The sequence below is a fragment of the Anaeromyxobacter paludicola genome, from assembly GCF_023169965.1.
GTDB lineage: Bacteria > Myxococcota > Myxococcia > Myxococcales > Anaeromyxobacteraceae > Anaeromyxobacter_B > Anaeromyxobacter_B paludicola.
Genome location: NZ_AP025592.1, coordinates 681,169 through 703,733 on the forward strand (window position 1 = coordinate 681,169; position 22,565 = coordinate 703,733).

Below are 22,565 nucleotides of genomic sequence, written 5' to 3' on the forward strand. Positions count from 1 at the left end.
GGCACCGAGCGCGGCGGCGGCACCGGGATGATCCGGATCGACTTCCCCGGCTACTCCGGCGAGGGCTCACTGCGCGAGATCTCCTGGGACGAGTGGTTCCAGAAGTTCGACGAGAGCGGGCTCGCCCTCGTGCTCCAGGAGCGGACGGCGGGCGGGCAGCGCAGCAACTTCAACAAGCTCGTGGCACGCGAGACGGCGGAGTTGCGCGCGCGCGGCGGCCGCGGCAGCGCCCGCCGGGGCACCGGCCGGGAGCGGCAGGGCGGGTCGGGCGCGGCGAGGTCGCGCGGCGCGGGCGGCGGACGCGGCGCCGGCGCGGCCGCGCGGTCCCGCTCGGCGGGCGCGGGGTCCCGGTCCGGCGGCCGGTCGCGGTCGGGCGCGACGTCCGGGTCCCGCGCCGGCGGCCGATCGCGGTCCGCCGGCTCCAGCGCGGGATCCCGGAGCAGCGCCCGGTCTCGGTCCACGGGGTCGAGCGCGGGGTCCCGCTCCGGCGGCGCCTCGCGCTCCTCGGGGTCGCGCTCCGGCGCCCGGGCGAACTCCACCCGCTCGCGCGGCGGCACGCGCAGCGCGCCCCGCTCCGAGGCGGCACGGACCGCGCGGCGCGGCGGCGGCTCCAAGGCTGGGGGCGCGCCGGCCGGGCGCGGCACCTCCCGGAAGGGCGGCCAGGGCCAGGGCCAGGGCCGCTCGAGGTCCGGCTCGCGCTCCGGGTCGCGCACCACCGGCCGCGGCGGGAGGCGGCGGTAGGTGGCGGGCTCGGGCGAGGAGCGGCTCAACCTGGACTTCGTGACCGACCGGCTCGCGGTGGGCGGCAGCTACCCCGAGCGGGACGCGGAGCGGCTCGCTCGGGAGCACGGGATCCGGCACGTGGTGGACGTGCGGGTGGAGGCGCGCGACGACGAGGCGGTGCTGCGCCGCTGCGGGGTGACCCTGCTCCACCTCCCCACCGAGGACCGCTGCGCCATCTCGCTCGACGTGATCGACGACGGCGTGGGCTGGGTGCGCGAGCGGCTCGGGCGGGGGGAGCGGGTCTTCATCCACTGCGAGTACGGCGTGGGCCGGAGCGCGCTCCTGGCGCTCTGCGTGCTCGTCGCGGAGGGGGACGCGCCGCTGGAGGCGCTGGCGCGCGCCAAGTCGGCCCGCTGGCAGGTCTCGCCCAGCCCGGAGCAGCTCCAGGCCTTCCAGGTCTGGTGCCGGCGCGAGCAGCATCGGGCGGGGGCGGCCTGGCCCATCCCGAGCTTCGAGGAGCTCGCCGGGATCGCCTACAGCCACCTGCGCCGCGGCGAGGTGGGGACGGGCACGCTCCGCTCCGGCTGACGCCCGCACGAGGCGATGCGGGTCTACGGCGATCGGCTGCGGCGCGAGGCGCCGCGCGAGAAGCTCGCCCGGCTGGGCGCGCTCCTCGGCGACGCCCGCGCGGCCGGCGGGCGCGCGCGGCACGACCTCCTGCTCGACGCGCTGGTGGAGGCGGGCGAGCTCGCGCAGGGGGTGCTCGACGCGCGCTTCGCGGCGGAGGGCGCGGACGGGCGCTCGCCGGAGGGAGACGCGGCGATGGCGCTCGCCGGCGGCGTGGCGCGGGCGCTCTGGAGCTCCTGGCGCTCCGGCTTCTCCCGGGTGGAGTGGCCGCCCGGAGCGCTCGCGCTGGCCGTGGCGCGCGCCGGGCTGCCCGCGACCGTCGAGGTGAAGGCGCCGGAGGGCTACGCCTTCTACGCGCTCTACCCCGAGGCGTACGGCGAGGCGGCGGAGGCGCTCGCCCCGGCGGGCGCGCGGCTGCGCGTCATCGGGCTGCGGAGCGTCGGCACCGGGCTCGCCGCGCTCGTCGCCGCCGCGGCGGGGGCCACGCGCGCGCCGGTGACGCTGCGGCCGGTCGGGCATCCCTTCGCGCGCCGGCTGGCGGTGTCGGCCGCCCTGGAGCGCGAGCTCGTCGGCGATCCCGAGGCGCGCTACGCCGTCGTGGACGAGGGGCCGGGGCTCTCGGGCAGCTCCTTCGCCGCGGTCGGCCGCTGGCTGGAGGCGCGGGGCGTCGCGCCGGAGCGGATCCACCTCCTCCCCGGGCACGACGGCGAGCCGGGCGGCGTCAACCCCGAGGCCGCCGCCGCGTACCGTCGCTGGCCGAGGCGCGCGGTCTCCTTCGAGGCGCTCCACCGCGAGGCCGGCGGGATCGCGGCCTGGGCGGCCCCGCTCATCGGCCTGGCGCTCGAGCCGCCGCGGGACCTGTCGGGCGGCGCCTGGCGCGCGCTGGTGTGCGGGGCGCCGCCGTGGCCGCCGGCCGACCCGCCGCGCGAGCGGCGCAAGCTCCTCGTCCGGACGCGCGCGGGGCCGTGGCTGTTGCGCTTCGCCGGCCTGGGCCGCTCGGGCGCGGCGGCGCTGCGACGGGCCCGGGCGCTCGCCCGCGCCGGGTTCGCCGCCGAGGTGGCCGGGCTCGCGCGCGGGTTCCTGGTGCAGCGCTGGGTGGAGGCGCGGCCGCTCCCCCAGGCGGCGGTCCCGCGCGCCGCGCTCCTCGCCCGGGTGGCCGAGTACCTCGCCTTCCGCGCCGCGGCGCTGCCGGCCGGGGCGGGGGAGGGGGCCGCGCCGGGCGAGCTCCTCGAGATGGCGCGGACCAACCTCGCCGAGGGGGGCGAGGCGGCGGCGCTCCGCGCGCTCGAGGCTGCCGCCGCGCCGCTCGACGCCATCTCCGCGGGCGCGAGGCCGATCGAGGTGGACGGCAAGCTGCAACCCTGGGAGTGGCTCGTCGCCGGCGACGGCCGGCTGCTCAAGGCCGACGCCGTGGATCACTGCGCCGCGCACGACCTCGTCGGCTGCCAGGACCTGCTCTGGGACGTGGCCGGCGCCGAGGCGGAGCTGGCGCTGTCGAGAGGCGAGCTGGGCGAGCTGCTCGGCCGCCTCCGCGCCGCGGGCGCGCGGCCGGAGGCGCACCTCGCCTTCTACCGGCTCGCCTACCGCGCCTTCCAGCTCGGCCGCGCCCGGCTCGCCGTGGGGGGACCCTGAGCGCGGCCTCAGGCGTACCGGCGCGTCATCCGCGCGCAGAACTCGGCGAAGCGCTCCGGCTCGACCGGCGGGCTCGTGTGGTGCGGCCGGAGCCCGAGGTGCTCGGGCGTGAAGCAGAAGGTGACCGTGACGTCGAACGGCTCGAGCGCCTTCATCTGCCGGTCGAACCAGGCCTCCGCGCCGGGGCGGAAGCTGTCGGCCCAGGAGAGCCCGGTCCGGAGCTTGCGCACCCCGAGCTCCTGGAGCCAGCGCACGCCGGCGTCGAGCCGCGGGTCCTCGAAGTGGAACCACTGGCAGATGCCGAGCGCCGGGGCGTACTCCGGGAAGAGCCGGAGCGCGCGCTTCGGCCGCCCGTCCTCGCGGACGAGCCCCATGTAGAAGTGGCGGTAGTACGAGGAGCCCTCCGCCTCCCGGTGGCGGGTGGTGGCGGGCCAGGCGCGCGGCAGGTCGAAGAGGCTGTACCAGTGGACGCGCGGCGCCTTCCCCGCGAGCAGCTCGGCGGTGCGCCGGAGGCCGAACTCCTGCACCTCCTCGGCGCCGAAGGTGGAGACGCCGACCTCGGAGATCCAGACCGGCAACGCCACCGCCCGCCGGGCCTCCTCGAGCCGCGCCGGCCACTCGTCGAGCTGCCAGTGGTTCCAGTCGAGCGGGAAGCCGTGGACCGCCACCGCGTCCACCGCGCCGAGCGCGCCGTGGCGGGCGAGGAGCTGGAAGAACGCCGGGTCGATGGGCGAGATGCCGCCGAGCACGCGGGTGAGCGCCGGCGCCTCCGCCCGGACCGCCTCGCCGGCGAGCCGGGCCATCCGGGCGAAGCGCGCCCAGTCGGGATCGAGGTCGCGGTCCCAGTGCGACAGGTTGTTCGGCTCGTTCCAGAGCATCACCGCTTCGACCATGGTCGCGCGCTCACTCTCGGGCGGGGTAGACGGCGCCGCTCTCGGCGGGATCCCGCGGCAGGCGTCCGCAGACGTACACCTCGGTGCCGGCGATCGGCTGGGGGTCGAAGCCGGCGGAGCGGAGCATGGCCTCGACGCAGGCGCGGTTCGGGATCCACCAGTTGGTCCCGTCCCCGCAGTAGGCCCGCTCGATGAAGTGGAGCTTCGGCCAGGCCGGGTGGTCGAAGACCTCGCGCTCCTCGAACCGGTAGTCCTCGGCGACGGGGATCCGGCCCTGGCTGCCCCGGATCATGCTCTGGAAGACGAGCAGCTCGCCCACCGCGTGCGCGTGGAGCAGGTCGAGCGCGAGCAGCGGGTGGCGCAGGTGGTAGAGCACGCCCATGAAGAGCACCACGTCGAAGCGCCCGCCCAGCCGCGCCAGGTCGTAGACCGATCGGTTCTCGAACTCGACGTCGAGGCCGGAGACCTCGGCCGCGAGCCGGGCCTGCGCCAGGTAGCGCTCGTCGTGGTCCACGCCGACCACCCGCGCCGCCCCCCGCTTCTTCATCTCGAGCGAGAAGAAGCCCGCGTTGCAGCCGACGTCGAGCACGGTCTTGCCGCGCAGGTCGGCCGGGACGGAGCCCTGGATGCTCTCCCAGACCGCCCGCGGGTAGTCCCCGAGGAAGTGGTCCGGCGCGGTGGCCACGCCGCCGAGGTCGAGGTTGTGGAACCACTCGCCGAGCGCGCGCACCCGCGCCTCGATCTGCCCCCGCTCCATCCGCGCGCCCCTCCCGCCCGCGCGGGAGGGCGCGGGCCTGCCGCTTCAATCTATTCACCGGCGGCCCGCCGGGAGCCCTGCGCGGGGGCGGGCCGCGGCAGCGCGCGCACCAGGCCGCGGGTCTGGCGCGAGACGAGCGAGGCGTAGTACCCGCCGTGGGACATGAGCTCGGCGTGCGAGCCCTGCTCGACGATCCGTCCCTTCCGGAGCACCAGGATCCGGTCGGCGTTCACCACCGTGGAGAGCCGGTGGGCGATGGCGAAGGTGGTCCGCCCCGCCATGACGCGATCGAGCGCCTCCTGGACCAGCGCCTCGGACTCGGCGTCGAGCGCGCTCGTCGGCTCGTCCAGGACCAGGATCGCCGGGTCCTTGAGCAGGGCCCGCGCGATGGCGATCCGCTGCCGCTCCCCGGCCGAGAGCCGGGAGCCGCGCTCGCCGACGACGGTCCGGTAGCCGTTCGGGAGCCTCTCGACGAACTCGTGCGCGTGGGCGGCGCGCGCCGCGGCCTCGATCTCGGCGTCGGTCGCCTGCGGACGGCCGTAGGCGATGTTGTCGCGGACGCTCTCGTTGAAGAGCAGCGAGTCCTGCAGCACCACGCCGATCTGCCCGCGCACCGAGCGCTGCTTCAGCCCCTTGAGGTCGCGGCCGTCCACCAGGATGCGGCCGGCGGAGGGGTCGTAGAAGCGCTGCAGGAGCGTGATGAGGGTGGTCTTGCCGGCGCCCGACGGGCCCACCAGCGCCACCGCCTCGCCGGGGCGGACGTGCAGGTCGATCCCGCGCAGCAGCTCGTGCCCGCCGGGGAAGGCGAAGTGGACGTCCTCGAAGCGCACCTCGCCCCGGAGCGGCCCCGGCTCGGCGGCGTCGGCCCCGTCCTCGACGTGGTCCTCGGCGTCGAGGATGGCGAAGACCTGCTCCAGCGACACGCGCGCGGTCTGGAGCGTCTTGTAGAGCCCCGAGAGCCCCTGCACCGGCCCGAAGAGGCCGGACAGGTAGCCGAGCACCGCGACCACGGTGCCGAGGGTGGCCCGGCCGGTGACGACCAGCCAGCCCCCGACGGCGATGGCGGCCACGCGGGCCGCCGCGGTGGCGAGGCTCTGGGCCGCGCCCACGCCGGCGTCGAAGGCGACGCCGCGCGAGACCACCTCGTTCGTGGAGCGGACCTGCGAGAGGAAGCGCTTCTTCTCCGATTCCTCCATGGCGAAGCTCTTCACCGTCACGATCCCGGCGAGCACCTCGTTGAGGCGGGAGTAGATGCCCACCCAGCGCTCGAGGAGCCCCCGCTCGCGGCGGGTCTGGGCCGGGGCGGCCAGGGCGGCGATGATGCCGGGGATCGGCGCGAAGGCGAGCACCACCAGCCCGACGCGCCAGTCGAGCCGGAGCAGCACCGCGGCGGAGAGGACGAGGTAGGCGAGCGACGGCAGGGTGTTGAAGGTGAGCTCGGTGAGCGAGCCGACGAAGCCCTGGATGCCGCGCTCGAGCCGCTGCATCACCGCGCCGACCGGCTCCTGCCGGTGGAAGGAGATGGGCAGCCCGTGGAGCCGGTCCACGGTGGCCTCGGTGATGGCGAAGTGGACCTTGAGCCGGGTGTGCCAGCTGAGCCAGTTCGAGAGCGCCAGCGCCGCCTCCCGCGAGAGCGACAGGATCCCGAGGAGGCCCAGGCCGGAGACGAGGGCGCGCGCCGCGCCGGGGCCGCCGAGCGCGTCGAAGATGCGCTTCAGCACGAGCGGCTCGGCGGCGTTGAGCGCCGCGCCGAGCAGGGCGAGCCCCAGGATGGCGAGGGCCGCGCCGCGGAAGGGCCAGAGGAAGCGCATGCCGCGGCGGACGAGCCGGTAGCCGGGATCGGAGGAGGTGCCAGGCATCACCCGGCGGAACGCCCCCCGTCGCCTGCCTCTTCCCTGGCCGGGGGCGCGGCGGGCGGCGCGGGAGCGCTCAGCGCGGCGTGGATGGCGAGCAGCTCGTCCACGCGGTGCGCGCAGGTGTGGCGCGCGCGCACCGTGGCGAGCCCCCGGGCGGCGAGCGACGCGGCGAGCGCCTCGTCCGAGAGCACGTCCCGGAGCCGGGCCCGCATCTCCCCCCCGTCGCGGGCCACGAGGTAGTCGCCCTCGCGGAAGAGCCCCTCGGCGTCGCGCCACGGCGCCGAGACGAGCGGGATGCCGCAGGCGAGCGCCTCGAAGGGCCGGATGGTGGGGATGCCCGGCAGCGCCTCGACGTAGGGCCGGCGCGGCACGTGGACGGTCACCCGGTGGGCGGCGAAGGCCGCGGGGGCCCGCACGTTCGGCAGCCAGCCGCGGTACGCGAGCCCCGCCTCCGCCACGGCCCGCAGCCCCTGCGGCGGATAGCGGACGCCGTGCACCCGGCCCCGCAGGCCGAGCGCCCGGGCCGGCTCGAGCAGGAACTCCGAGAGCTCGGCAGTCCGCTCCTCGTCTCCCCAGTTCCCCACGAAGACGAGGTGGCCGGCCGGCGCGCCGGCGGCGAGCGGCCGGAACCGGCGCACGTCGGCCGCCTCGTGCCAGGTGAAGGCGCGCCGCGCCCACCCCCGCGCGAGGTACAGCTCGCGGATCACCTCGCCGAAGGCGAGCACGCCGTCGTAGCCCGACAGGTCGAAGCGCGACATGGCGCCGGGGTCGCTCACCGCGCGGTGGTGGGTGTCGTGGAAGAGGAGCGCGTAGCGCCCGCCACGCAGCCGGTGGGCGCCCACCCGCCGCACCAGCTCCGGCTCGTTCCACTCGTGCACCAGCACCAGGTCCGCCCCGTCGAGCGCCTCGTCGAGGTCGAGGGCCGCGAGGTCGTAGCGGCGCGCCACGCCGTCGAGCTCCGGGTAGGCCGCCCGGAAGAGGGCGAGGGGCGCCTCGCCGGCCTCGGCGAGGAGATTCGCGAGGCTCCAAGCGTCGCGCGGCTCGTAGCTGCGGACCTCCCAGCCGCGGTGGACCAGCTCCGAGAGCACGCCGCGCAGGAAGTGGGCGTTGCCGTGGTTCCAGTCGGAGAGCAGCGAGTGGCAGAAGGCTACGGCGCGCACGGCGCCTCCGCGGCCCGCGGCTCGAGCAGCTCGCGGTAGACGGCGAGGTAGCCCTCGGCCATCGCCTCGGGGGTGAAGCGGGCGGCCCGCGCCCGCGCGCGTCCCGCCAGCCGCGCCCGCAGGTCGTCGTCGGCGGCGAGCCGCCGCAGCGCGGCGCCGAGCGCCTCCGGGTCGTCCGGCGGGGCGAAGAGGGCGGAGTCCTCCCAGTTCTCGCGCAGGCTCTCGACGTCGCCGAGCACGAGGGCGCACCCGGAGAGCGCCGCCTCCAGGATCGAGAGCCCGAACGGCTCGTAGCGCGCCGGCAGCGCGTACACGGCCGCCCGCCCGAGCCAGGTCGCGAGCTCGTCGCTCGACAGCCGGCCGAGGAGGAGCGCCCCCCCGCCCGACTCGAGGCGGCGCTCCGAGCCCGGCTCGGCGACGTCGCCGGCGAGGTACACCGGCCAGGGGAGGCGGGACGCGAGCGCGTCGAGCGCGGCGAGGTTCTTGGCCTCGTCCCAGAGCCGGCCGGCGGCGAGGACGAAGGGGCGCTTCGCCGCGGGGCGGAAGCCGCCCGCGTCCCGGCCGTTCGGCACGACGCGCGCCGGCGGGAGGGGCCCGTGGTGGCGGACGAGGGCGCGCAGCATGGCCCGGCTCGGCGCCACCACCCGGCCGGCCGCGCCGAGCCCCCGGCGGACCTCGGCCCGGTAGCGGTCGAAGGCGGCCGGCGCGGGCGCGCCGCGCACCGCCTCGAACCAGGAGAGGACGCAGGAGTGGCCCACCACGACCTTCGGCGCGGCGAAGGGGAGGGCGCCGGGCGCGTACTGGCCGAGGTGGACGACGTCGGGGCGGAGCCGCGCCTCGAGCGCGAGGAGCCACTCGCCGGCCCGCGCCACGTCGTCCCAGGGGTCGTCCATCCACTCGAGCCGGAAGGCGCTCTCGTGCAGCCCGAGCCCGCGCAGGCCCGCGAGGGCGCGCCGCTGCGAGACCGAGAGCGGGGCGCCCAGGGTGGCGAGCTCCACCTCCACGCCGCGAGCGAGGAGCGCCCGGGAGAGCTCCGCGGCGTAGGTGAAGACCCCGCCCACGGTGTCGGCGGTCAGGAGGACCCTCATGCCCCGTAGATCCGGTCGAGCGCCTCGTGCACCGCCACCACCCCCTCCACCGCGGGGTCGAAGCGGGCCCCCTCGGCGAGCGCCGCGGCCCAGCCCACCGCGGCGCGGCCGCCCCACGCGTCGGGCGGGCCGGCGAGCCGCTCGCGCGCCGTGCCGCGGAAGCGGTCCACGGTGAAGTCGAAGAAGGAGCCGCCCACGTTCCGGAGCGCGGCGCCGCCGCCGGTGCCGTAGAACGCCGCCTCGATGACGCAGTCCTGGCCGGCGGGGAGCTTCCAGGAGCAGGCGAGCCGCACGGCCGCGCCGCCGTCGAGGGTCAGCGTGGCGGCGGCGTAGTCCTCGACCGGGCCGCTGCGCCCCCGCGCCGGCGCGCCGCCGGCGAAGAGGCGGCTCTCCACGTGACGGACGGCCGGGAAGCCGAGCGTCCAGAGCGCCAGGTCCACGAGGTGGATGGCGAGGTCCATCACGCAGCCACCGCCGGACAGGCGGGCGTCGTAGAACCAGGGCTTGTCGGGGCCGTAGGCGTTGTGGAAGGCGAGCTCCACCGCGTAGATCCGGCCGAGCTCGCCCGCCTGCACCAGCCGCCGCAGCTCCGGGACGCCGCGGACGAAGCGGTAGGAGAGGTCCACCCCGAGGAGCCGGTCCGCCTCCCGCGCCGCGGCCACCACCCGGGCCGCCTCGGCCGCGTCGCGGGCGAGCGGCTTCTGGCAGAACACGGCGACGCCGCGCCGCAGCGCGCGGATCGCCTGCTCGGCGTGGGCGGCGCTCGGGGTGGCCACCACCAGGCCGTCGAGCCCGGCCTCGAGGAGCGCGTCGAGATCGGGGAGCACGGCGCAGCCGCCGGCGGCCTCGGCCGCGGCGCGGGCTGCCACCTCCGCCGGATCGCTGACCGCGACCAGCTCGGCCTGCCCGCTCCGGGCGACCGCCTCCAGCCGGTTGCGCCCGATCCAGCCCACCCCCAGGAACCCGAGCCGCGGGCGGGCGCGCGGCGAGAGGACGCCGGCGGTCACGGGATCACCAGGGCCTTGAGGAAGCCGTCGGGGCGGGTGCGCATCGCCTCGAAGGCGGCGTCGAGGTCGCCGAGCGCGAACCGGTGGGTGTAGAGCGGCCGGGGGTCGAGCCGGCCCTCCGCGACCGCCGCGACCGCCGCGCGCATCCCCTCGAGGTAGACCCGCGGGTCGCGCTCGTGGGCGTTCACCACGTCGAGGCCGCGCCAGTTCCAGAGCTGCAGGTTCACCTGCCGCGGCCCGTCCTGGTGGTACCCGGCGATGACGAGCCGGCCCCGCTCCCGGGTGAGCTCGGCGGCGAGGTCGAGCGGCCACTGCGCCCCGACCGCCTCGACCGCGACGTCGCAGAGCCGGCCGCCGGTGAGCGCCTCCACCCGCTCGATCACCCGCCGGTGGTCGTCCATCGGGACGACCGCGCCGGCGCCGAAGCGGCGCCCCAGCTCGAGCGCGAAGGGTCGGCGGCCGAGCGCGATCACGCGCGCGCCCGCGAGGTGGGCCAGCCGGATCACGACCGCGCCGAGGAACCCGACCCCGACCACCGCGACCGTCTGCCCCGGCCCGATCCCGCTCCGGCGGAAGACGTTGAAGGCGCACCCGAGCGGCTCGGCCGGCGCGGGCTCCGCGGCGAGCGCGGCCGGGAGCGGCAGCACCTCCGCCGCCGCGGCGACGTCGTACTGGGCGAGCGCGTGGCCGGAGAGGAAGGCGACCCGCTCCCCCTCGCGCACGCCGGACACCGCCGCGCCAGCCGCGTCCACCACGCCCCACGCCTCGTGGCCGGGCGCGCCGGGCGCGAACGGATAGGTGAACCAGGGCCGGCCCTCCCAGGCCGGGAGGTTCGAGCCGCAGAGCCCGCAGCCCTCCACCCGGATCCGCACCTGCCCCGGGCCGGGCTCGGGCAGGGGCCGGTCGGCGATGTCGAACCGCCCGGGGGCGGTGAGCACGGCGGCGCGCATGTTCCTCCCGAGCCGGGGTCCCCGGACGGCCGCCTCAGACCCGGGCGCCGAGCCCCTCGAGCCCGGCGGCGGGCGCCCGCGCGGCGGCGCGCCCGGAGGCGGTGAGCCAACCGTGCAGGCGCGCCACGCCCTCGGCCACTCCCACGCGGGGTCGCCACCCGGTGGCGGCGGAGAGGCGGGAGGTGTCGGAGACGTACCAGCGCTGGTCGGCGGCCCGCCAGGCGTCGAAGCGCAGCGCGGGGCGCTCTCCCTCGAGCCGCGCGATGAGCTCCATGAGCTCGAGCAGGCTCACCGTGTTCGCCGGGCCGCCGCCGACGTTGAAGGCCCGCCCGGCCAGCGCGCCGATGCGGGCCCGGGTCGCCAGGAAGGCCTCCACGAGGTCCTCCACGAAGAGCACGTCGCGGACCTGCTTGCCGTCGCCGTAGATGGTGATGGGCTCCCCGCGCAGCGCCGCCCGCAGCATGTGCGCCACCCAGCCCTGGTCCTCGTTCCCGTGCTGGTGCGGCCCGTAGATGCAGCTCATGCGGAAGACCGCCAGGGGCAGCCGGAAGGTGCGGGCCCAGTCGAGCACGTACTGGTCGGCGGCGCCCTTGGAGCAGCCGTAGGGGCTGTGGAAGGCGAGCGGACGTCCCTCGCCGACGCCCTGGCCGTAGAGGTCGGGGCGCGCCGGCTCGTAGCGCGAGGCGCGAGCCCGGACCGCGAGGTCCTCGAGCGCCCCGTACACCTTGTTCGTGGACGTGAAGATCATGGCCGGCGGGTCGGGCTCGGCGCGGATCGCCTCGAGGACGTTGAGCGTGCCCCGGGCGTTCACCGCGAAGTCGTGCAGCGGGGCGGTGAGGCTCGTCGTGACGGCCACCTGGGCGGCGAAGTGGAAGACCGACCCGGCGCCGCGGACCGCGCGCGCCACCGCCCGCCGGCTGCGCACGTCGGCCACCTCCACCTCGAGCCGGTCGGGGTGGCGGCGGGACAGCCAGCGCAGGTTCTCCTCCACCCCGGGCCGCGAGAGGTCGTCGAGGATCCTCACCCGCTCGCCCGCCGAGAGGAGCCGCTCCGCGAGGTTGGTGCCGATGAACCCCGCGCCGCCGGTGACGAGGACCGGCCTGCCGCCGCCGCGCGCCCTCATACCTGGAGCCCCAGCGCCGCGAGCTCGCGCTGCGCCTCGTGCACCCGGTCGTGCGCCACCTGCCCCTCGAGCCAGCCCGCGAGCGCCGCGAGCCCGTCGTCGAAGTCCACCCGCGGCGCGTACCCGAGCAGCCGGCGCGCCAGCCCGATGTCGGCGAAGCAGTGGCGGATGTCGCCCATGCGGTACTTCCCGACCACCTCCGGCTCGAGCGCCTCCCGGTCGAGCGCGCGGGCGAGGCGCGCGGCCACATCGAGCACGGTGTAGCTCCGCCCGCTCCCCACGTTCACCGCCTGGCCGTCGGCCGCCGGGCTCTCGAGGGCGAGGCGGCAGGCGCGGGCGACGTCCTCCACCGCCACGAAGTCGCGCCGCTGGCGGCCGTCCTCGTTCACGAGCGGCCGCCGCCGGTTGAGGAGGCGCGCGGCGAAGATCGCGAGCACGCCGGTGTACGGGTTCGAGAGCGCCTGCCGCGCGCCGTACACGTTGAAGAAGCGCAGCGCCACGGTCGGGATGCCGTAGGCGCGGCCGAGGGTCAGGCAGAGCCGCTCCTGGTCGAACTTCGAGAGCGCGTACACGCTCGGGAGCGAGGGCGCCTTGCCCTCGGGCGTCGGCACGGGCGCGAGGGGCTCGCCGTCCGGGCCCCGCACCTCCCAGTCGCGCGCCTGCAGCTGCGAGAGGCTCCGCTCGGCGCCGGGGCGCACCTGCCCGTCGGCCGCCCGGTAGAGCCCCTCGCCGTAGATGCTCATGCTCGAGGCGACGAGGAGCTTCGCCACCGGCCGCTCGATGAGCGCCTCGAGGAGGACCGCCGTCCCGAGGCCGTTCACCGAGGTGTAGTGGGCCACCTGGTACATGCTCTGGCCCACGCCCACGGCGGCGGCGAGGTGCACCACCGCGTCCACGCCCTGCAGCGCCCGCCGCACCGCGGCCGGATCGCGCACGTCGCCGACCTGCAGCTCCACCTCGGGGGCGAGCCACGGCGGGCGGGCGGGGTCCTCGCCGTGCACCTGCGGGCTGAGCGCGTCGAGCGCCCGCACCGCGTAGCCGCGAGCGAGGAGGTGATCGGCCAGGTGGGATCCGATGAAGCCCGCACCGCCGGTGATGAGTACCCTGCGCCCTCCCATGTGCCCCCCTGGAAAAGAAGCTGAGGATCGCCCCCTTGCACTGCAACGCGGGGTGGAGCCCGGGGGCGACGTTCATTCCCGGTGGGGTGATGCACGGGCGAGCGGAGAGGCTCATGGTTCGTGCACCTCCATGCGGATCGCCTTCTTCGGATCGAGCCTGGTCTCGGCGTACTGGAACGGCGCGGCGACCTACTACCGCGGCGTGCTGCGAGCGCTCGCCGGCCGAGGGCACGAGGTCACCTTCTACGAGCCGGACGCCTACGAGCGGCAGGCCCACCGCGACATCCCCGACCCGCCGTGGGCGCGTGTGGTGATCTACCAGCCGCGCGAGCCCGACGCGCTCCGCTGCCTCGAGGAGGCCGCGCGGGCCGATCTCGTGGTGAAGGCCAGCGGCGTCGGGGTGCTCGACGCGCTCCTGGAGCGGGAAGCGCTGCGGCTCAGGCGCGCCGGGGGCCTGGTGGCGTTCTGGGACGTGGACGCGCCGGCCACGCTCGAGCGCCTGCGGGCCGACGCGGACGATCCGTTCCGGCCGCTCGTCCCCCGCTACGACCTGGTGTTCACCTACGGCGGGGGTCCCCCGGTGGTGGAGGCCTACCTCGGGCTGGGCGCGCGCCGCTGCGTGCCCATCTACAACGCGCTCGATCCCGACACCCACCACCCGGCGCCGGCCGAGCCCCGCTTCGCCGCGGACCTGAGCTTCCTCGGGAACCGGCTGCCCGACCGGGAGGCCCGCGTCCGCGAGTTCTTCCTGCGCGCCGCGGCGGCGCTCCCCGGGCGCCGCTTCCTGCTCGGCGGGGCAGGCTGGGGCGACCTCGCGCTCCCGGCCAACGTGCGCTGGCTCGGCCACGTCTACACGCGCGAGCACAACGCGCTCAACTGCTCCGCGCTCGCCGTGCTCAACGTGAGCCGCGAGAGCATGGCGCGCTTCGGCCACTCCCCGGCGACGCGGGTCTTCGAGGCGGCGGGCGCGGGCGCCTGCCTCGTCTCCGACGCCTGGGTCGGGATGGAGCGGTTCCTCGAGCCGGGCCGGGAGGTGCTGCTCGCGGAGAGCGGCGCGGAGGTGGCAGAGGCGCTGGGCGGGCTCACGCCCGCGCGGGCGGCGGCGATCGGCGCGGCGGCCCGCCGGCGCGTGCTGGCCGAGCACACCTACGCCCACCGCGCGCTCGAGGTGGAGGCGGCGCTCGGCCTGCGGCCCGGGGCGGGGGCGGCGGCGTGAGCGCACCCCTCGACATCGTCTTCCTCGGCCTCTCGATCACCTCGTCGTGGGGGAACGGCCACGCCGTCACCTACCGCGGGCTCGTGCGCGAGCTCTGCCGCGCCGGTCACCGGGTGCTCTTCCTCGAGCGCGACGTCCCCTGGTACGCCGAGAACCGCGATCTGCCGGCGCCGCCCTTCGGCCGGACCGCCCTGTACCGGAGCCTGGACGAGCTCCGCGGGCGCTTCGCGGAGCAGGTCCGGGAGGCCGACCTGGTGGTGGTCGGGAGCTACGTCCCCGACGGCGTGGCGGTGGGGGAGTGGGCCCTCTCCGCCGCCCGCGGGCGGACGGCGTTCTACGACATCGACACCCCGGTGACGCTCGCCAACGTCCGGCGCGGCGAGTGCGGCTACCTCACGGCGGCGCAGGTGCCGCGCTACGATCTCTACCTCTCCTTCACCGGCGGCCCGCTCCTGGAGCGGATCGAGCGCGAGCTCGGCGCGCGGCGCGCCCGCCCGCTCTACTGCAGCTGCGACCCCGAGGAGCATCGCCCGGCGGAGGTGCCCCTCCGGTGGGATCTCGGCTATCTCGGGACCTACAGCGCCGACCGGCAGCCGGCGCTCGAGGCGCTGCTGGTCGAGCCGGCCCGGCGCTGGCCCGCGGGGCGCTTCGCGGTGGTGGGCCCGATGTTCCCGCCCGGGCTCCGCTGGCCCGCCAACGTGGACCGGAGCGCCCACCTCTCGCCGCGCGAGCACCGCGGGTTCTACGGCGCGCAGCGCTTCACGCTCAACGTCACCCGCGCCGACATGGTGCAGGCGGGCTGGTCGCCGAGCGTGCGGCTCTTCGAGGCCGCCGCCTGCGGGACGCCGGTGGTGAGCGATCGGTGGCCCGGGATCGAGGACTTCTTCCGGCCCGGGGAGGAGCTCCTCCTGGCGCGGTCGTCCGAGGAGGCGCTCGCCATCGTGCGCGACACGCCGGAGGCGGCGCGGCGCCGCATCGGCGCGGCGGCGCGGCGGCGCGTGCTCGCCGAGCACACGGCGGCGCACCGGGCGCGCGCCCTGGAGGGCTACCTGTCGTGAGGATCGCGGTCATCGGGACGGGGTACGTGGGGCTCGTGGCCGGCGCCTGCCTCGCCGACTCCGGCAACGAGGTGGTCTGCGTGGACGCCGACGCCCGCAAGGTGCGGGCGCTCGCGGACGGGCGGGTCCCCATCTTCGAGCCCGGGCTCGAGGAGCTGGTCCGGAAGAACGGCGCCGCCGGCCGGCTCTCGTTCACGAGCGACGTCGCCGCCGCGGCCGAGGCGGAGGTGGTCTTCCTGGCGGTCGGGACGCCGGAGGGGGAGGACGGGAGCGCCGATCTCGCCCACGTGCTCGAGGCGGCCGAGGGGCTCGCCCGCGTGCGCGAGGGCTACACGCTCGTGGCGGTGAAGAGCACGGTGCCGGTCGGCACGGGCGAGCGGATCCGGCGGGTCATGCTGCAGGTCAACCCGGGGCTCGACCTCGACGTGGCGTCGAACCCGGAGTTCATGAAGGAGGGGGCGGCGGTCGCCGACTTCCAGAAGCCCGACCGCGTGGTGATCGGCACGCTCTCCGAGCGGGCCCGCGCGCTCCTGGGCGAGCTCTACGCCCCGTTCGTCCGCACCGAGAAGCCCATCCTGTTCATGGACCCGCGCTCGGCCGAGCTCACCAAGTACGCGGCCAACGCCATGCTGGCGACGCGCATCTCCTTCATGAACGACATCGCGCTGCTCTGCGAGCGGACCGGCGCCGACGTGGATCTCGTCCGCAAGGGGATGGGAGCGGACGCCCGCATCGGCTACTCGTTCCTCTTCCCGGGCGTCGGTTACGGCGGCTCCTGCTTCCCCAAGGACGTGAAGGCGCTCATCGCCACCGGCCGGGAGGGGGGGCTCGACCTGGAGATCCTGAAGGCGGTGGAGCGGACCAACCTGCGCCAGAAGCGGGCGCTGGTGCAGAAGGCGGTGCGCCACTTCGGCGCGCTCGAGGGGCTGCTGGCCGCGGTCTGGGGGCTCGCGTTCAAGCCGCGCACCGACGACATGCGCGAGGCGCCCGCCATCGAGGTGATGGAGGGGCTCCTCGGGAAGGGCGCCCAGGTGCGCTGCCACGATCCGGTCGCCGAGCCGGCGGCGCGGCGGTGGTTCCACGATCGGGTGGAGTACGCGCGCTCCATCTACGACTGCGTGGAGGGGGCCGACGCGCTCTTCGTGGTCACCGAGTGGAACCAGTTCCGCAAGCCCGACCTGCGCAAGGTGAAGCGGCTCATGCGCCACCCGGTGATCTTCGACGGCCGGAACGTCTTCGACCCGGCGCGGATGCGCGAGCTCGGGTTCGCCTACTACGCCATCGGCCGGCCCTGAGCGGGCGGAGGGCTCCGCGCGGCGCGCGCCGGCCTCAGGGCGCGAGCGGCGCCCCGGCCTCGGCGTCCGCCGCCGCCACCGCGGCGCGCCGGCGCAGGATCAGGATCGCCTCGTGGTACCCGTGCAGCGTCCCGGTGTCCACGTACGCCTCCCCGGCGCGCACCGCCCGCGCCGCGCCGCCGCGCGCCAGCCAGGCGTTCACGAGCGTTCCCACGTACTCGTCGCGCCGGTCGCGCTCGAGCCAGAGCCGGTGCAGCGCCCGCAGGATCGCGCCCGTGAGCCGGAACGCGCCCCACACCCAGCGCGTCCGCGGCGCCGGGTGCTTCACCTGGATCTGCCGCACCTCGCCCTCCGGCGTGGCGTCCACCGCGTCGAAGAGCTCGGGCCGGTCCACCGGGAAGCAGAGGAAGGAGAGGCCCGGGCCGAGCCGCGCCAGCCCGTCCTCCGGGAACCAGACCGTGTCGGGGAGCCCCACCAGCACCGGCTCCTCCGGCGCGACCAGCGGCAGGGCGCGGAAGAGCGCGTCGCAGAGCCCGAGCGGCCGGGGCTGCACCGCGTAGCAGATCGCGGCGGCGCCGACCGCGCCCCCGAAGTACTCCACGATGTCGCTCTTGCCGGGGGAGATGACGAAGCAGAGCTTGTCGGCGCCGGCCCGCAGCATGCGCTCGACGAGGTACTCGCTCACCGCGCGCGGGCGCTCGGTGCCGTCCACCACCTGCGTGCCGACCGGCAGGAGCTCCTTCGAGAACGCCAGCGGCTGGATGCGGCTCCCCACGCCCGCGGCCGGGATGATCCCCCACATGGCTCCCCCCTCACGCGCCCGCCGGCGCCGGCTCCGCCCCCGCGCGCCGGCGCGCCGGGCGGCGCGCCTCCTCGAGGTACGCGACCAGCTCGGCGGCGCGGTGGTCGGCGGTGTGGTGCGCCATCACGCGGCGGCGGGCCGCGTCGCCCAGGGCGCGCAGCGCCGGGGCGGGGCGATCCACCGCCGCCGTCGCCTCCTCGGCGGTCCGCGCCACCAGGATCTCGCGCCCCGGCTCGAAGAAGCCCTCGAGCCCCTCCCACCGGTCCGACAGCGCCGCGACGCCGCAGGCGGCGGCCTCGAAGAGCCGGCCGGACGGGCAGAAGCCCATGGCCGCCATCGGCCCGCGCGTCACGTTGAGCGTGAGCGAGGAGGAGCAGTAGAAGGCCGGGTGCTCCGCGGGCGGCAGGTGGTGGACGAAGAGGACGTTCTCGCGCCAGGGGAAGTCGGCCGGGTACTGCGCGCCGGCGATGGCGAAGGTGCGCGCGGGCCGGCGCCGCGCCGGCTCGAGGAGCAGGGCCTCGAGCGCCGCCTGCCGGTCGGCGGCCCAGGTCCCGAGGTAGGAGAGGTCGGCGCGGAAGCGGTCGAGCGGCGCCGCCGGCCGGTGGACGCCGGGGTCCACCGAGCCGTACAGCGGCACGGCGCGGCGCGCCCCGAACGTCTCCTCGAGCGCCGCCAGGGCCGGCCCGCCGGCGTAGGAGAGCACGAGGTCGAACCCGCCGAGCCCCGCCGGGCCGACGTAGGCCACCTCCTCGCCGGCGCGCGCCCGCGAGAGCGTGACCGGCGAGTCCATGTCGTAGAAGGCGCGGACCGGCACCTCCTCCGAGAGGACGAGCGCGGTCGCGGGGAGCGCGTCCGGGCAGTAGGAGGTGACGAGCGCGGCGTCGCAGCGCGCCAGCGCCTCCCGGGCGAGCGGCAGCGCCTCGGCCCAGTCGCGGTAGAGCACGAGGCGGCCGGCCGGCAGGCGGTCGAGGTCGCGCCAGGGCCGGTAGAACGGCAGGTCGCGCTCGAAGAAGTGGAGCCGGTGCCCGGCGCGCGCCAGCGCGGCGGCGAGGCCTCGCCAGAGCGTCGCGTGGCCGTTGCCCCAGCTCGAGCTGACGGTGAGTCCGAAGACGACGAGCTCCATGCGCCCCCGCGGAAAGCTATGCGCTCCCGGGCACGGGCGCGAAGCCCTGCGCGAGCCTCGGGCCGAGGGGCGGCCCCGCCTCGGCGCGCGTCGAGCGCCGCGCGGCCGCTCAGACGTCGTCGGGCGGCGGCTCGTCCGGTCCGTCGTCCGGCGGGGGCTCGGCGAGCGGGGCGCGCGGCGCCTCGCCGAGGATCCGCTCGAGCTCGTCGCGCGCGGCCTGGGCCTCGCCCGGGCCGACGCGGCCGCTGGCGACGAGCTCCCGGAGCACGTGGCGGGCGCGCCGCTTGAGCCAGCGCGAGGGGTGGTGGAGGTCGCAGCGGCGCGGCGCCGGCAGCATCGCCGCCATCACCGCCGCCTGCGCCGTCGAGAGCCCCGCGGCGGAGACGCCGAAGCGCGCCCGCGCGCCCGCCTCGGCGCCGAACACCCCGTCGCCCCACTCCGCGACGTTGAGGTAGAGCGCGAGGATCCGCCGCTTCTTGAGGTCCCGCTCCATCCGCGTCGCGATGAGCGCCTCGCGCCCCTTGCGCCAGAGGCTCTTCTCGGTGCCGAGGTAGAGGTTCTTGGCGAGCTGCTGGGTGATGGTGGAGGCGCCGCGCGCGAAGCGCCGCTCCTCCCAGTCCTTCTCGGCCGCGAGCTGGATGGCGTCCCAGTCGAACGGGCCGTGGCCGAAGAAGCGGGCGTCCTCCGAGGCCAGCACCGCGGCGACGAGCCGGGGCGAGATCCGCTCGAGCGGCACCCACGCCAGCCGCGGCCGGAAGGGCCGCCCCGCCGCCTCCGCCTCGCGGCGCCGCTGCTCGATGACCGCCGTGGTGCGGGGCGGCTTCGCCGCGAGGGGGCGCGGGTCGGGGAGGGTGAGCCAGAGACCGGCGGCGAGCGCCGCGAGCCCGGCGAGGGCGAGGAGGACGAGGGCGCGGATGGAGAGACGGGGTGCCACGGCGCGCACCCTACACTATGCTCGCTCGCCGGGGGAGGGAGGGGACGAGCGCGTGTCGCGGAGGGGGTTGCGTGGACTGCCGGCCACGGCCTGGCTGCTCGGGCTCGCGAGCCTGCTGAACGACGTCTCGAGCGAGGCGATCTTCCCGCTCCTGCCGCTCCTGCTCACGCAGGTGCTCGCGGGCGGGATGCGCTACCTCGGCGCGGTCGAGGGCGGCGCCGACGCGCTCGCCGCGGCGGTGAAGGTGGCGGCCGGACGCTGGTCCGACCGCGGGCCGCGGCGGCTGCTCGTGGCGGGCGGCTACGGCCTCCCGGCGCTGGCGCGCGCCGGGATCGCCGCCGCCCTCGCCCCGTGGCACGTCCTCGCGGCGCGGCTCCTCGATCGGCTCGGCAAGGGGATCCGCTCCGGCCCGCGCGACGCGCTCCTCTCCGACGCGGTGGCGGGCGACGACGTGGGGCGCGCGTTCGGCCTGCAGCGATCGATGGACCACCTCGGCGCGGCCATCGGGCCGCTCCTCGCCGCCGGGCTGCTCGCGGCGGGGGTCGGGCTGCGCGCCACGTTCTGGATCGCGGCGGCGCTCGGCATGGCCGCGCCGGCGCTGCTGCTCCGCGGGCTCCGCGAGCCGCGGGCGGGCGCGGGCGCCGGGACCGGGTCGCCGCGCGCGGGAGCGCCCCCGCCCGCCCCACTGCCGGCCCCGCTCCGGCGCTACCTCGTCCTCGCGGCGCTCTTCGCGATGGGGAACTCCACCGACGCGTTCCTGCTCGCCAAGGCGCGCCTCGTCGGCTACCCGGCGGCGACGCTGCCGCTGCTCTGGTTCGGCCACCACCTCGTCAAGACGCTCACGGGGGCCCCCGGCGGCGCGCTCTCCGACCGGCTCCCGCGCGGGCTCGTGGTGGCGGGGGGGTGGACGGCCTACGCGCTCGCCTACGCCGGGTTCTCGGTCGCGGGGACCCGCCTCGAGGTGGCGCTGCTCTTCGGGTTCTACGCGCTCTACCACGGGCTCACGGAGGGGGCGGAGCGCGCGCTGGTGGCCGACCTCGCGCCCGCGGGCGGGCGGGGTCGCGCCTTCGGCTGGTACTACGGGGCGGCCGGGGCGGCCGCGCTCCCCGCCGGGCTGCTCACCGGCTGGCTCTGGGAGGCCCGCGGCCCGGCGGTCGCGCTCGGGACCTGCGCCGCCTTCGCGGGCGCCGCCGCGGCGCTGCTGCTCGCCACGCCGGCGCTGCACCGGACGCAGCCCGCGGGGCCAGCCCCCGCTTCGCCTTGACGCCGGGCGCCCGCCCGCTTAGATGCCCGCCAGTCACAACCAGTCACGATCGGGCCGCAGGGCCTTCACTGGAGGGAAACGAATGGCCGACGTCAAGAAGTACGCGGAGCAGGACTTCTCCAAGGTCCGCGGGCTCACCGGGATCTCCGACAAGCAGCTCGAGGAGCACCTCAAGCTCTACGCGGGCTACGTCAAGCGCACCAACGCGCTCACCGAGAAGCTCTCGGCGATGTGCGCCGCAGGACAGGCCTCGGGCGCCGACCCGGTGTTCGCGGAGCTCACCCGCCGCCTCGGCTTCGAGTACGACGGCATGATCCTGCACGAGTACTACTTCGGGAACATGACCGCCGGCGCGCAGGCCGAGCCCCCCGCGGGCGGCAAGCTGCGCCAGGCCCTCGAGGCCTCCTTCGGCAAGTACGAGACCTGGCTCGGCGACTTCCGCGCCATCGCCACCATGCCGGGCGTCGGCTGGGCGATCCTGTACCAGGACCCGAACACCGGCTGGCTCTCGAACCACTGGGTCACGCTGCACAACGACGGCCACCCGGCCGGCTTCAAGCCCATCCTGGTGATGGACGGCTGGGAGCACGCCTTCATGCGCGACTACCTCGCCACCGAGCGGGCCAAGTACGTGGACGCGTTCTTCAAGAACGTGAGCTGGGAGGCCTGCGAGAAGCGGCTGAAGTAGGCCCGTCGCCGCGCCCCGCGCCGTCCGGCGCGGTCCCGAGGAGCCCGGTCGCTGCGGCCGGGCTCTTCTCGTCTCCGCCGCCGCCGTGCCAGACTCCGGGCGTGCCCGTCCCCGCCGCCCGCCGCGCCGCGCTCCGCCGCGCGCTCCTCGCCTGGTACGACGCCGGCCACCGCGCGCTGCCGTGGCGGGGGCCGCAGCACGGGGCCGATCCCTACCGCGTCTGGCTCGCGGAGGTGATGCTGCAGCAGACGCAGGTGGCGACCGCCGCGCCGTACTTCCGCCGCTTCGTGGCGCGCTTCCCGACGCTCGCCGCGCTCGCCGCCGCGCCGGAGGAGGAGGTGCTCGCGCTCTGGAGCGGGCTCGGCTACTACGCCCGCGCCCGCCATCTCCACGCCGCCGCCCGCGAGGCGCTGGCGCGCCACGGCGGGCTGCCGCGCACCGTGGCCGAGCTGCGCGCGCTGCCCGGCTTCGGGCCGTACACGGCGGGCGCGGTGGCGAGCATCGCCTTCGCGGTGCCCGCGGCGGCGGTGGACGGGAACGTCGCGCGCGTGCTGCAGCGGGTCTTCGCGCTGCCGGGGAGCGCGAGCGACGCCGCGGTGCGGCGCGAGGTCGCGGCAAGGGCCGAGGCGCTCGTCCCGCCCGCGCGGCCGGGCGACTTCAACCAGGCGCTCATGGACCTCGGCGCCACCGTCTGCACCCCGGCCGGGCCCGCCTGTCCCCGCTGCCCGCTCGCGGCCCGCTGCGCGGCGCGCGCGGCGGGGCGGGTCGCGGGGATCCCGGCCCCGCGGCGGCGGCCGGCCCCGGCGCCGCTCCTCCTCGCCTGCGCGGTGGTGCGCGGGCCCCGCGGCCTGCTCCTGGCGCGCCGCCCGGCCCGCGGGCTCTTCGCCGGGCTCTGGGCGCCGCCGTGCGCGGAGGTGCGCGAGGGGGAGCCGCGGGCGGCGCTCGCCGCCGCGCTCGCCGCCCTGGGGATACCGGGCGACATCGGGGAGGAACGGGCCAGCCTGCGCCGCACCCTGACCCACCGGGCGCTCACGCTGCGCGCCTACCACGCGGTCCTCCGACGGCCGGGGCCCCGGGGCGGGGGAGGGGAGCTGCGCTGGGCGGCCCCCGGCGAGCTCGCGACCCTGGGCCTCCCCACCGCGGCGCGCCTGCTGCTCGAGCGGCTCTGACGCGCACTTTTTCGAAAACACCCCTTGTGTCCGGGGCCCTGGTTCGACTAGGTTGCGCCCGCTCCGCATCGCGCGGCGTCGA

21 protein-coding genes are annotated in these 22,565 nt (G+C 77.0%); 8 read left to right on the top strand and 13 right to left on the bottom strand.

The annotated features are described in order from the left end of the window. Positions 1–50: 50 nt before the first annotated feature. The gene (locus AMPC_RS03000; RefSeq protein WP_248344227.1) at positions 51–770 is read right to left on the bottom strand and encodes a hypothetical protein; all 720 of its coding nucleotides are present in this window, start codon (positions 768–770) and stop codon (positions 51–53) included. Between AMPC_RS03000 and AMPC_RS03005 the strand changes: the two genes are divergently transcribed. Together AMPC_RS03005 and AMPC_RS03010 are read left to right on the top strand one after the other, a co-directional pair. Next, entirely contained in the window at positions 742–1,311 is a 570-nt protein-coding gene (locus AMPC_RS03005) for a protein-tyrosine phosphatase family protein (protein WP_248344228.1), read from the top strand. The genes AMPC_RS03000 and AMPC_RS03005 overlap by 29 nt on opposite strands. Positions 1,312–1,326: 15 nt before the next feature. Further along, entirely contained in the window at positions 1,327–2,982 is a 1,656-nt protein-coding gene (locus AMPC_RS03010) for a hypothetical protein (protein WP_248344229.1), read from the top strand. A gap of 8 nt (positions 2,983–2,990) precedes the next feature. Here AMPC_RS03010 and AMPC_RS03015 read toward each other — a convergent pair whose 3' ends face one another. From AMPC_RS03015 to AMPC_RS03055, 9 genes are read right to left on the bottom strand one after another with little or no spacing between them, the layout of a single operon-like run. After that, positions 2,991–3,875: a glycoside hydrolase 5 family protein gene (locus tag AMPC_RS03015; protein ID WP_248344230.1), complete on the bottom strand. Its 885-nt coding sequence runs from the start codon at positions 3,873–3,875 to the stop codon at positions 2,991–2,993. A 10-nt stretch (positions 3,876–3,885) separates the two neighbouring features. Beyond that, complete coding sequence (locus tag AMPC_RS03020) at positions 3,886–4,632, bottom strand: TIGR04290 family methyltransferase (RefSeq protein ID WP_248344231.1); 747 nt, start codon at positions 4,630–4,632, stop codon at positions 3,886–3,888. Between the two features lie 50 nt (positions 4,633–4,682). Continuing rightward, a complete protein-coding gene (locus AMPC_RS03025; protein WP_248344232.1) occupies positions 4,683–6,491 on the bottom strand; it encodes an ABC transporter ATP-binding protein in 1,809 nt (602 codons plus the stop codon). After that, positions 6,491–7,648 (bottom strand): CgeB family protein, encoded by a 1,158-nt coding sequence (locus AMPC_RS03030; protein WP_248344234.1) that lies wholly within the window; start codon positions 7,646–7,648, stop codon positions 6,491–6,493. Before AMPC_RS03030 ends, AMPC_RS03025 begins: the two co-directional genes overlap by 1 nt. Further along, complete coding sequence (locus AMPC_RS03035; RefSeq protein ID WP_248344236.1) at positions 7,636–8,736, bottom strand: glycosyltransferase family 4 protein; 1,101 nt, start codon at positions 8,734–8,736, stop codon at positions 7,636–7,638. The genes AMPC_RS03030 and AMPC_RS03035 overlap by 13 nt, the downstream gene beginning before the upstream one ends. Beyond that, on the bottom strand, positions 8,733–9,743 hold the full coding sequence (locus tag AMPC_RS03040; protein ID WP_248344238.1) for a Gfo/Idh/MocA family protein: 1,011 nt from the start codon (positions 9,741–9,743) through the stop codon (positions 8,733–8,735). Before AMPC_RS03040 ends, AMPC_RS03035 begins: the two co-directional genes overlap by 4 nt. Further along, the gene (locus AMPC_RS03045) at positions 9,740–10,693 is read right to left on the bottom strand and encodes an MDR/zinc-dependent alcohol dehydrogenase-like family protein (RefSeq protein WP_248344240.1); all 954 of its coding nucleotides are present in this window, start codon (positions 10,691–10,693) and stop codon (positions 9,740–9,742) included. The genes AMPC_RS03040 and AMPC_RS03045 overlap by 4 nt, the downstream gene beginning before the upstream one ends. A gap of 34 nt (positions 10,694–10,727) precedes the next feature. Further along, positions 10,728–11,816 carry an NAD-dependent epimerase/dehydratase family protein gene (locus AMPC_RS03050; protein WP_248344242.1) on the bottom strand — a complete coding sequence of 363 codons (1,089 nt, stop codon included), beginning with the start codon at positions 11,814–11,816 and terminating at the stop codon, positions 10,728–10,730. Next, positions 11,813–12,934: an NAD-dependent epimerase/dehydratase family protein gene (locus AMPC_RS03055; protein WP_248344244.1), complete on the bottom strand. Its 1,122-nt coding sequence runs from the start codon at positions 12,932–12,934 to the stop codon at positions 11,813–11,815. The genes AMPC_RS03050 and AMPC_RS03055 overlap by 4 nt, the downstream gene beginning before the upstream one ends. A 130-nt stretch (positions 12,935–13,064) precedes the next feature. Here AMPC_RS03055 and AMPC_RS03060 point away from each other — a divergent pair, with 130 nt between their 5' ends. From AMPC_RS03060 to AMPC_RS03070, 3 genes are read left to right on the top strand one after another with little or no spacing between them, the layout of a single operon-like run. Further along, entirely contained in the window at positions 13,065–14,150 is a 1,086-nt protein-coding gene (locus AMPC_RS03060) for a CgeB family protein (RefSeq protein WP_248344245.1), read from the top strand. Next, entirely contained in the window at positions 14,147–15,208 is a 1,062-nt protein-coding gene (locus AMPC_RS03065) for a CgeB family protein (RefSeq protein WP_248344247.1), read from the top strand. Before AMPC_RS03060 ends, AMPC_RS03065 begins: the two co-directional genes overlap by 4 nt. Next, positions 15,205–16,503, top strand: a complete 1,299-nt coding sequence (locus AMPC_RS03070; protein ID WP_248344249.1) for a UDP-glucose dehydrogenase family protein — start codon at positions 15,205–15,207, stop codon at positions 16,501–16,503. The genes AMPC_RS03065 and AMPC_RS03070 overlap by 4 nt, the downstream gene beginning before the upstream one ends. Before the next feature lie 34 nt (positions 16,504–16,537). On the opposite strand, the gene AMPC_RS03075 is transcribed toward AMPC_RS03070, so the two are convergent. The 3 genes from AMPC_RS03075 to mtgA form a co-directional block, all read right to left on the bottom strand. Then, entirely contained in the window at positions 16,538–17,305 is a 768-nt protein-coding gene (locus AMPC_RS03075) for a sugar phosphate nucleotidyltransferase (protein ID WP_248344250.1), read from the bottom strand. 10 nt (positions 17,306–17,315) lie between these two features. Next, a complete protein-coding gene (locus AMPC_RS03080; RefSeq protein WP_248344252.1) occupies positions 17,316–18,428 on the bottom strand; it encodes a CgeB family protein in 1,113 nt (370 codons plus the stop codon). A gap of 109 nt (positions 18,429–18,537) precedes the next feature. After that, the gene (gene mtgA / locus AMPC_RS03085) at positions 18,538–19,362 is read right to left on the bottom strand and encodes a monofunctional biosynthetic peptidoglycan transglycosylase (RefSeq protein ID WP_248344254.1); all 825 of its coding nucleotides are present in this window, start codon (positions 19,360–19,362) and stop codon (positions 18,538–18,540) included. 67 nt (positions 19,363–19,429) lie between these two features. Here mtgA and AMPC_RS03090 point away from each other — a divergent pair, with 67 nt between their 5' ends. The 3 genes from AMPC_RS03090 to mutY all read left to right on the top strand — a co-directional run bounded on the left by AMPC_RS03090 (position 19,430) and on the right by mutY (position 22,483). Further along, on the top strand, positions 19,430–20,626 hold the full coding sequence (locus AMPC_RS03090; RefSeq protein WP_248344256.1) for an MFS transporter: 1,197 nt from the start codon (positions 19,430–19,432) through the stop codon (positions 20,624–20,626). An 82-nt stretch (positions 20,627–20,708) separates the two neighbouring features. Then, entirely contained in the window at positions 20,709–21,314 is a 606-nt protein-coding gene (locus AMPC_RS03095; protein WP_248344258.1) for a superoxide dismutase, read from the top strand. Positions 21,315–21,415: 101 nt separating this feature from the next. Further along, positions 21,416–22,483, top strand: coding sequence for an A/G-specific adenine glycosylase (gene mutY / locus AMPC_RS03100; protein WP_248344259.1), 1,068 nt, complete (start codon positions 21,416–21,418; stop codon positions 22,481–22,483). The last annotated feature ends 82 nt before the right edge of the window (positions 22,484–22,565 follow it).

What these genes read in the sequence shown, in the direction of transcription:
- AMPC_RS03010 (WP_248344229.1), top strand. Translation starts at nt 1,327, where the DNA reads ATGCGGGTCTACGGCGATCGGCTGCGGCGCGAGGCGCCGCGCGAGAAG.
- AMPC_RS03015 (WP_248344230.1), bottom strand. Translation starts at nt 3,875, where the DNA reads ATGGTCGAAGCGGTGATGCTCTGGAACGAGCCGAACAACCTGTCGCAC.
- AMPC_RS03020 (WP_248344231.1), bottom strand. Translation starts at nt 4,632, where the DNA reads ATGGAGCGGGGGCAGATCGAGGCGCGGGTGCGCGCGCTCGGCGAGTGG.
- AMPC_RS03025 (WP_248344232.1), bottom strand. Translation starts at nt 6,491, where the DNA reads ATGCCTGGCACCTCCTCCGATCCCGGCTACCGGCTCGTCCGCCGCGGC.
- AMPC_RS03035 (WP_248344236.1), bottom strand. Translation starts at nt 8,736, where the DNA reads ATGAGGGTCCTCCTGACCGCCGACACCGTGGGCGGGGTCTTCACCTAC.
- AMPC_RS03045 (WP_248344240.1), bottom strand. Translation starts at nt 10,693, where the DNA reads ATGCGCGCCGCCGTGCTCACCGCCCCCGGGCGGTTCGACATCGCCGAC.
- AMPC_RS03050 (WP_248344242.1), bottom strand. Translation starts at nt 11,816, where the DNA reads ATGAGGGCGCGCGGCGGCGGCAGGCCGGTCCTCGTCACCGGCGGCGCG.
- AMPC_RS03055 (WP_248344244.1), bottom strand. Translation starts at nt 12,934, where the DNA reads ATGGGAGGGCGCAGGGTACTCATCACCGGCGGTGCGGGCTTCATCGGA.
- AMPC_RS03060 (WP_248344245.1), top strand. Translation starts at nt 13,065, where the DNA reads ATGCGGATCGCCTTCTTCGGATCGAGCCTGGTCTCGGCGTACTGGAAC.
- AMPC_RS03075 (WP_248344250.1), bottom strand. Translation starts at nt 17,305, where the DNA reads ATGTGGGGGATCATCCCGGCCGCGGGCGTGGGGAGCCGCATCCAGCCG.
- AMPC_RS03080 (WP_248344252.1), bottom strand. Translation starts at nt 18,428, where the DNA reads ATGGAGCTCGTCGTCTTCGGACTCACCGTCAGCTCGAGCTGGGGCAAC.
- AMPC_RS03095 (WP_248344258.1), top strand. Translation starts at nt 20,709, where the DNA reads ATGGCCGACGTCAAGAAGTACGCGGAGCAGGACTTCTCCAAGGTCCGC.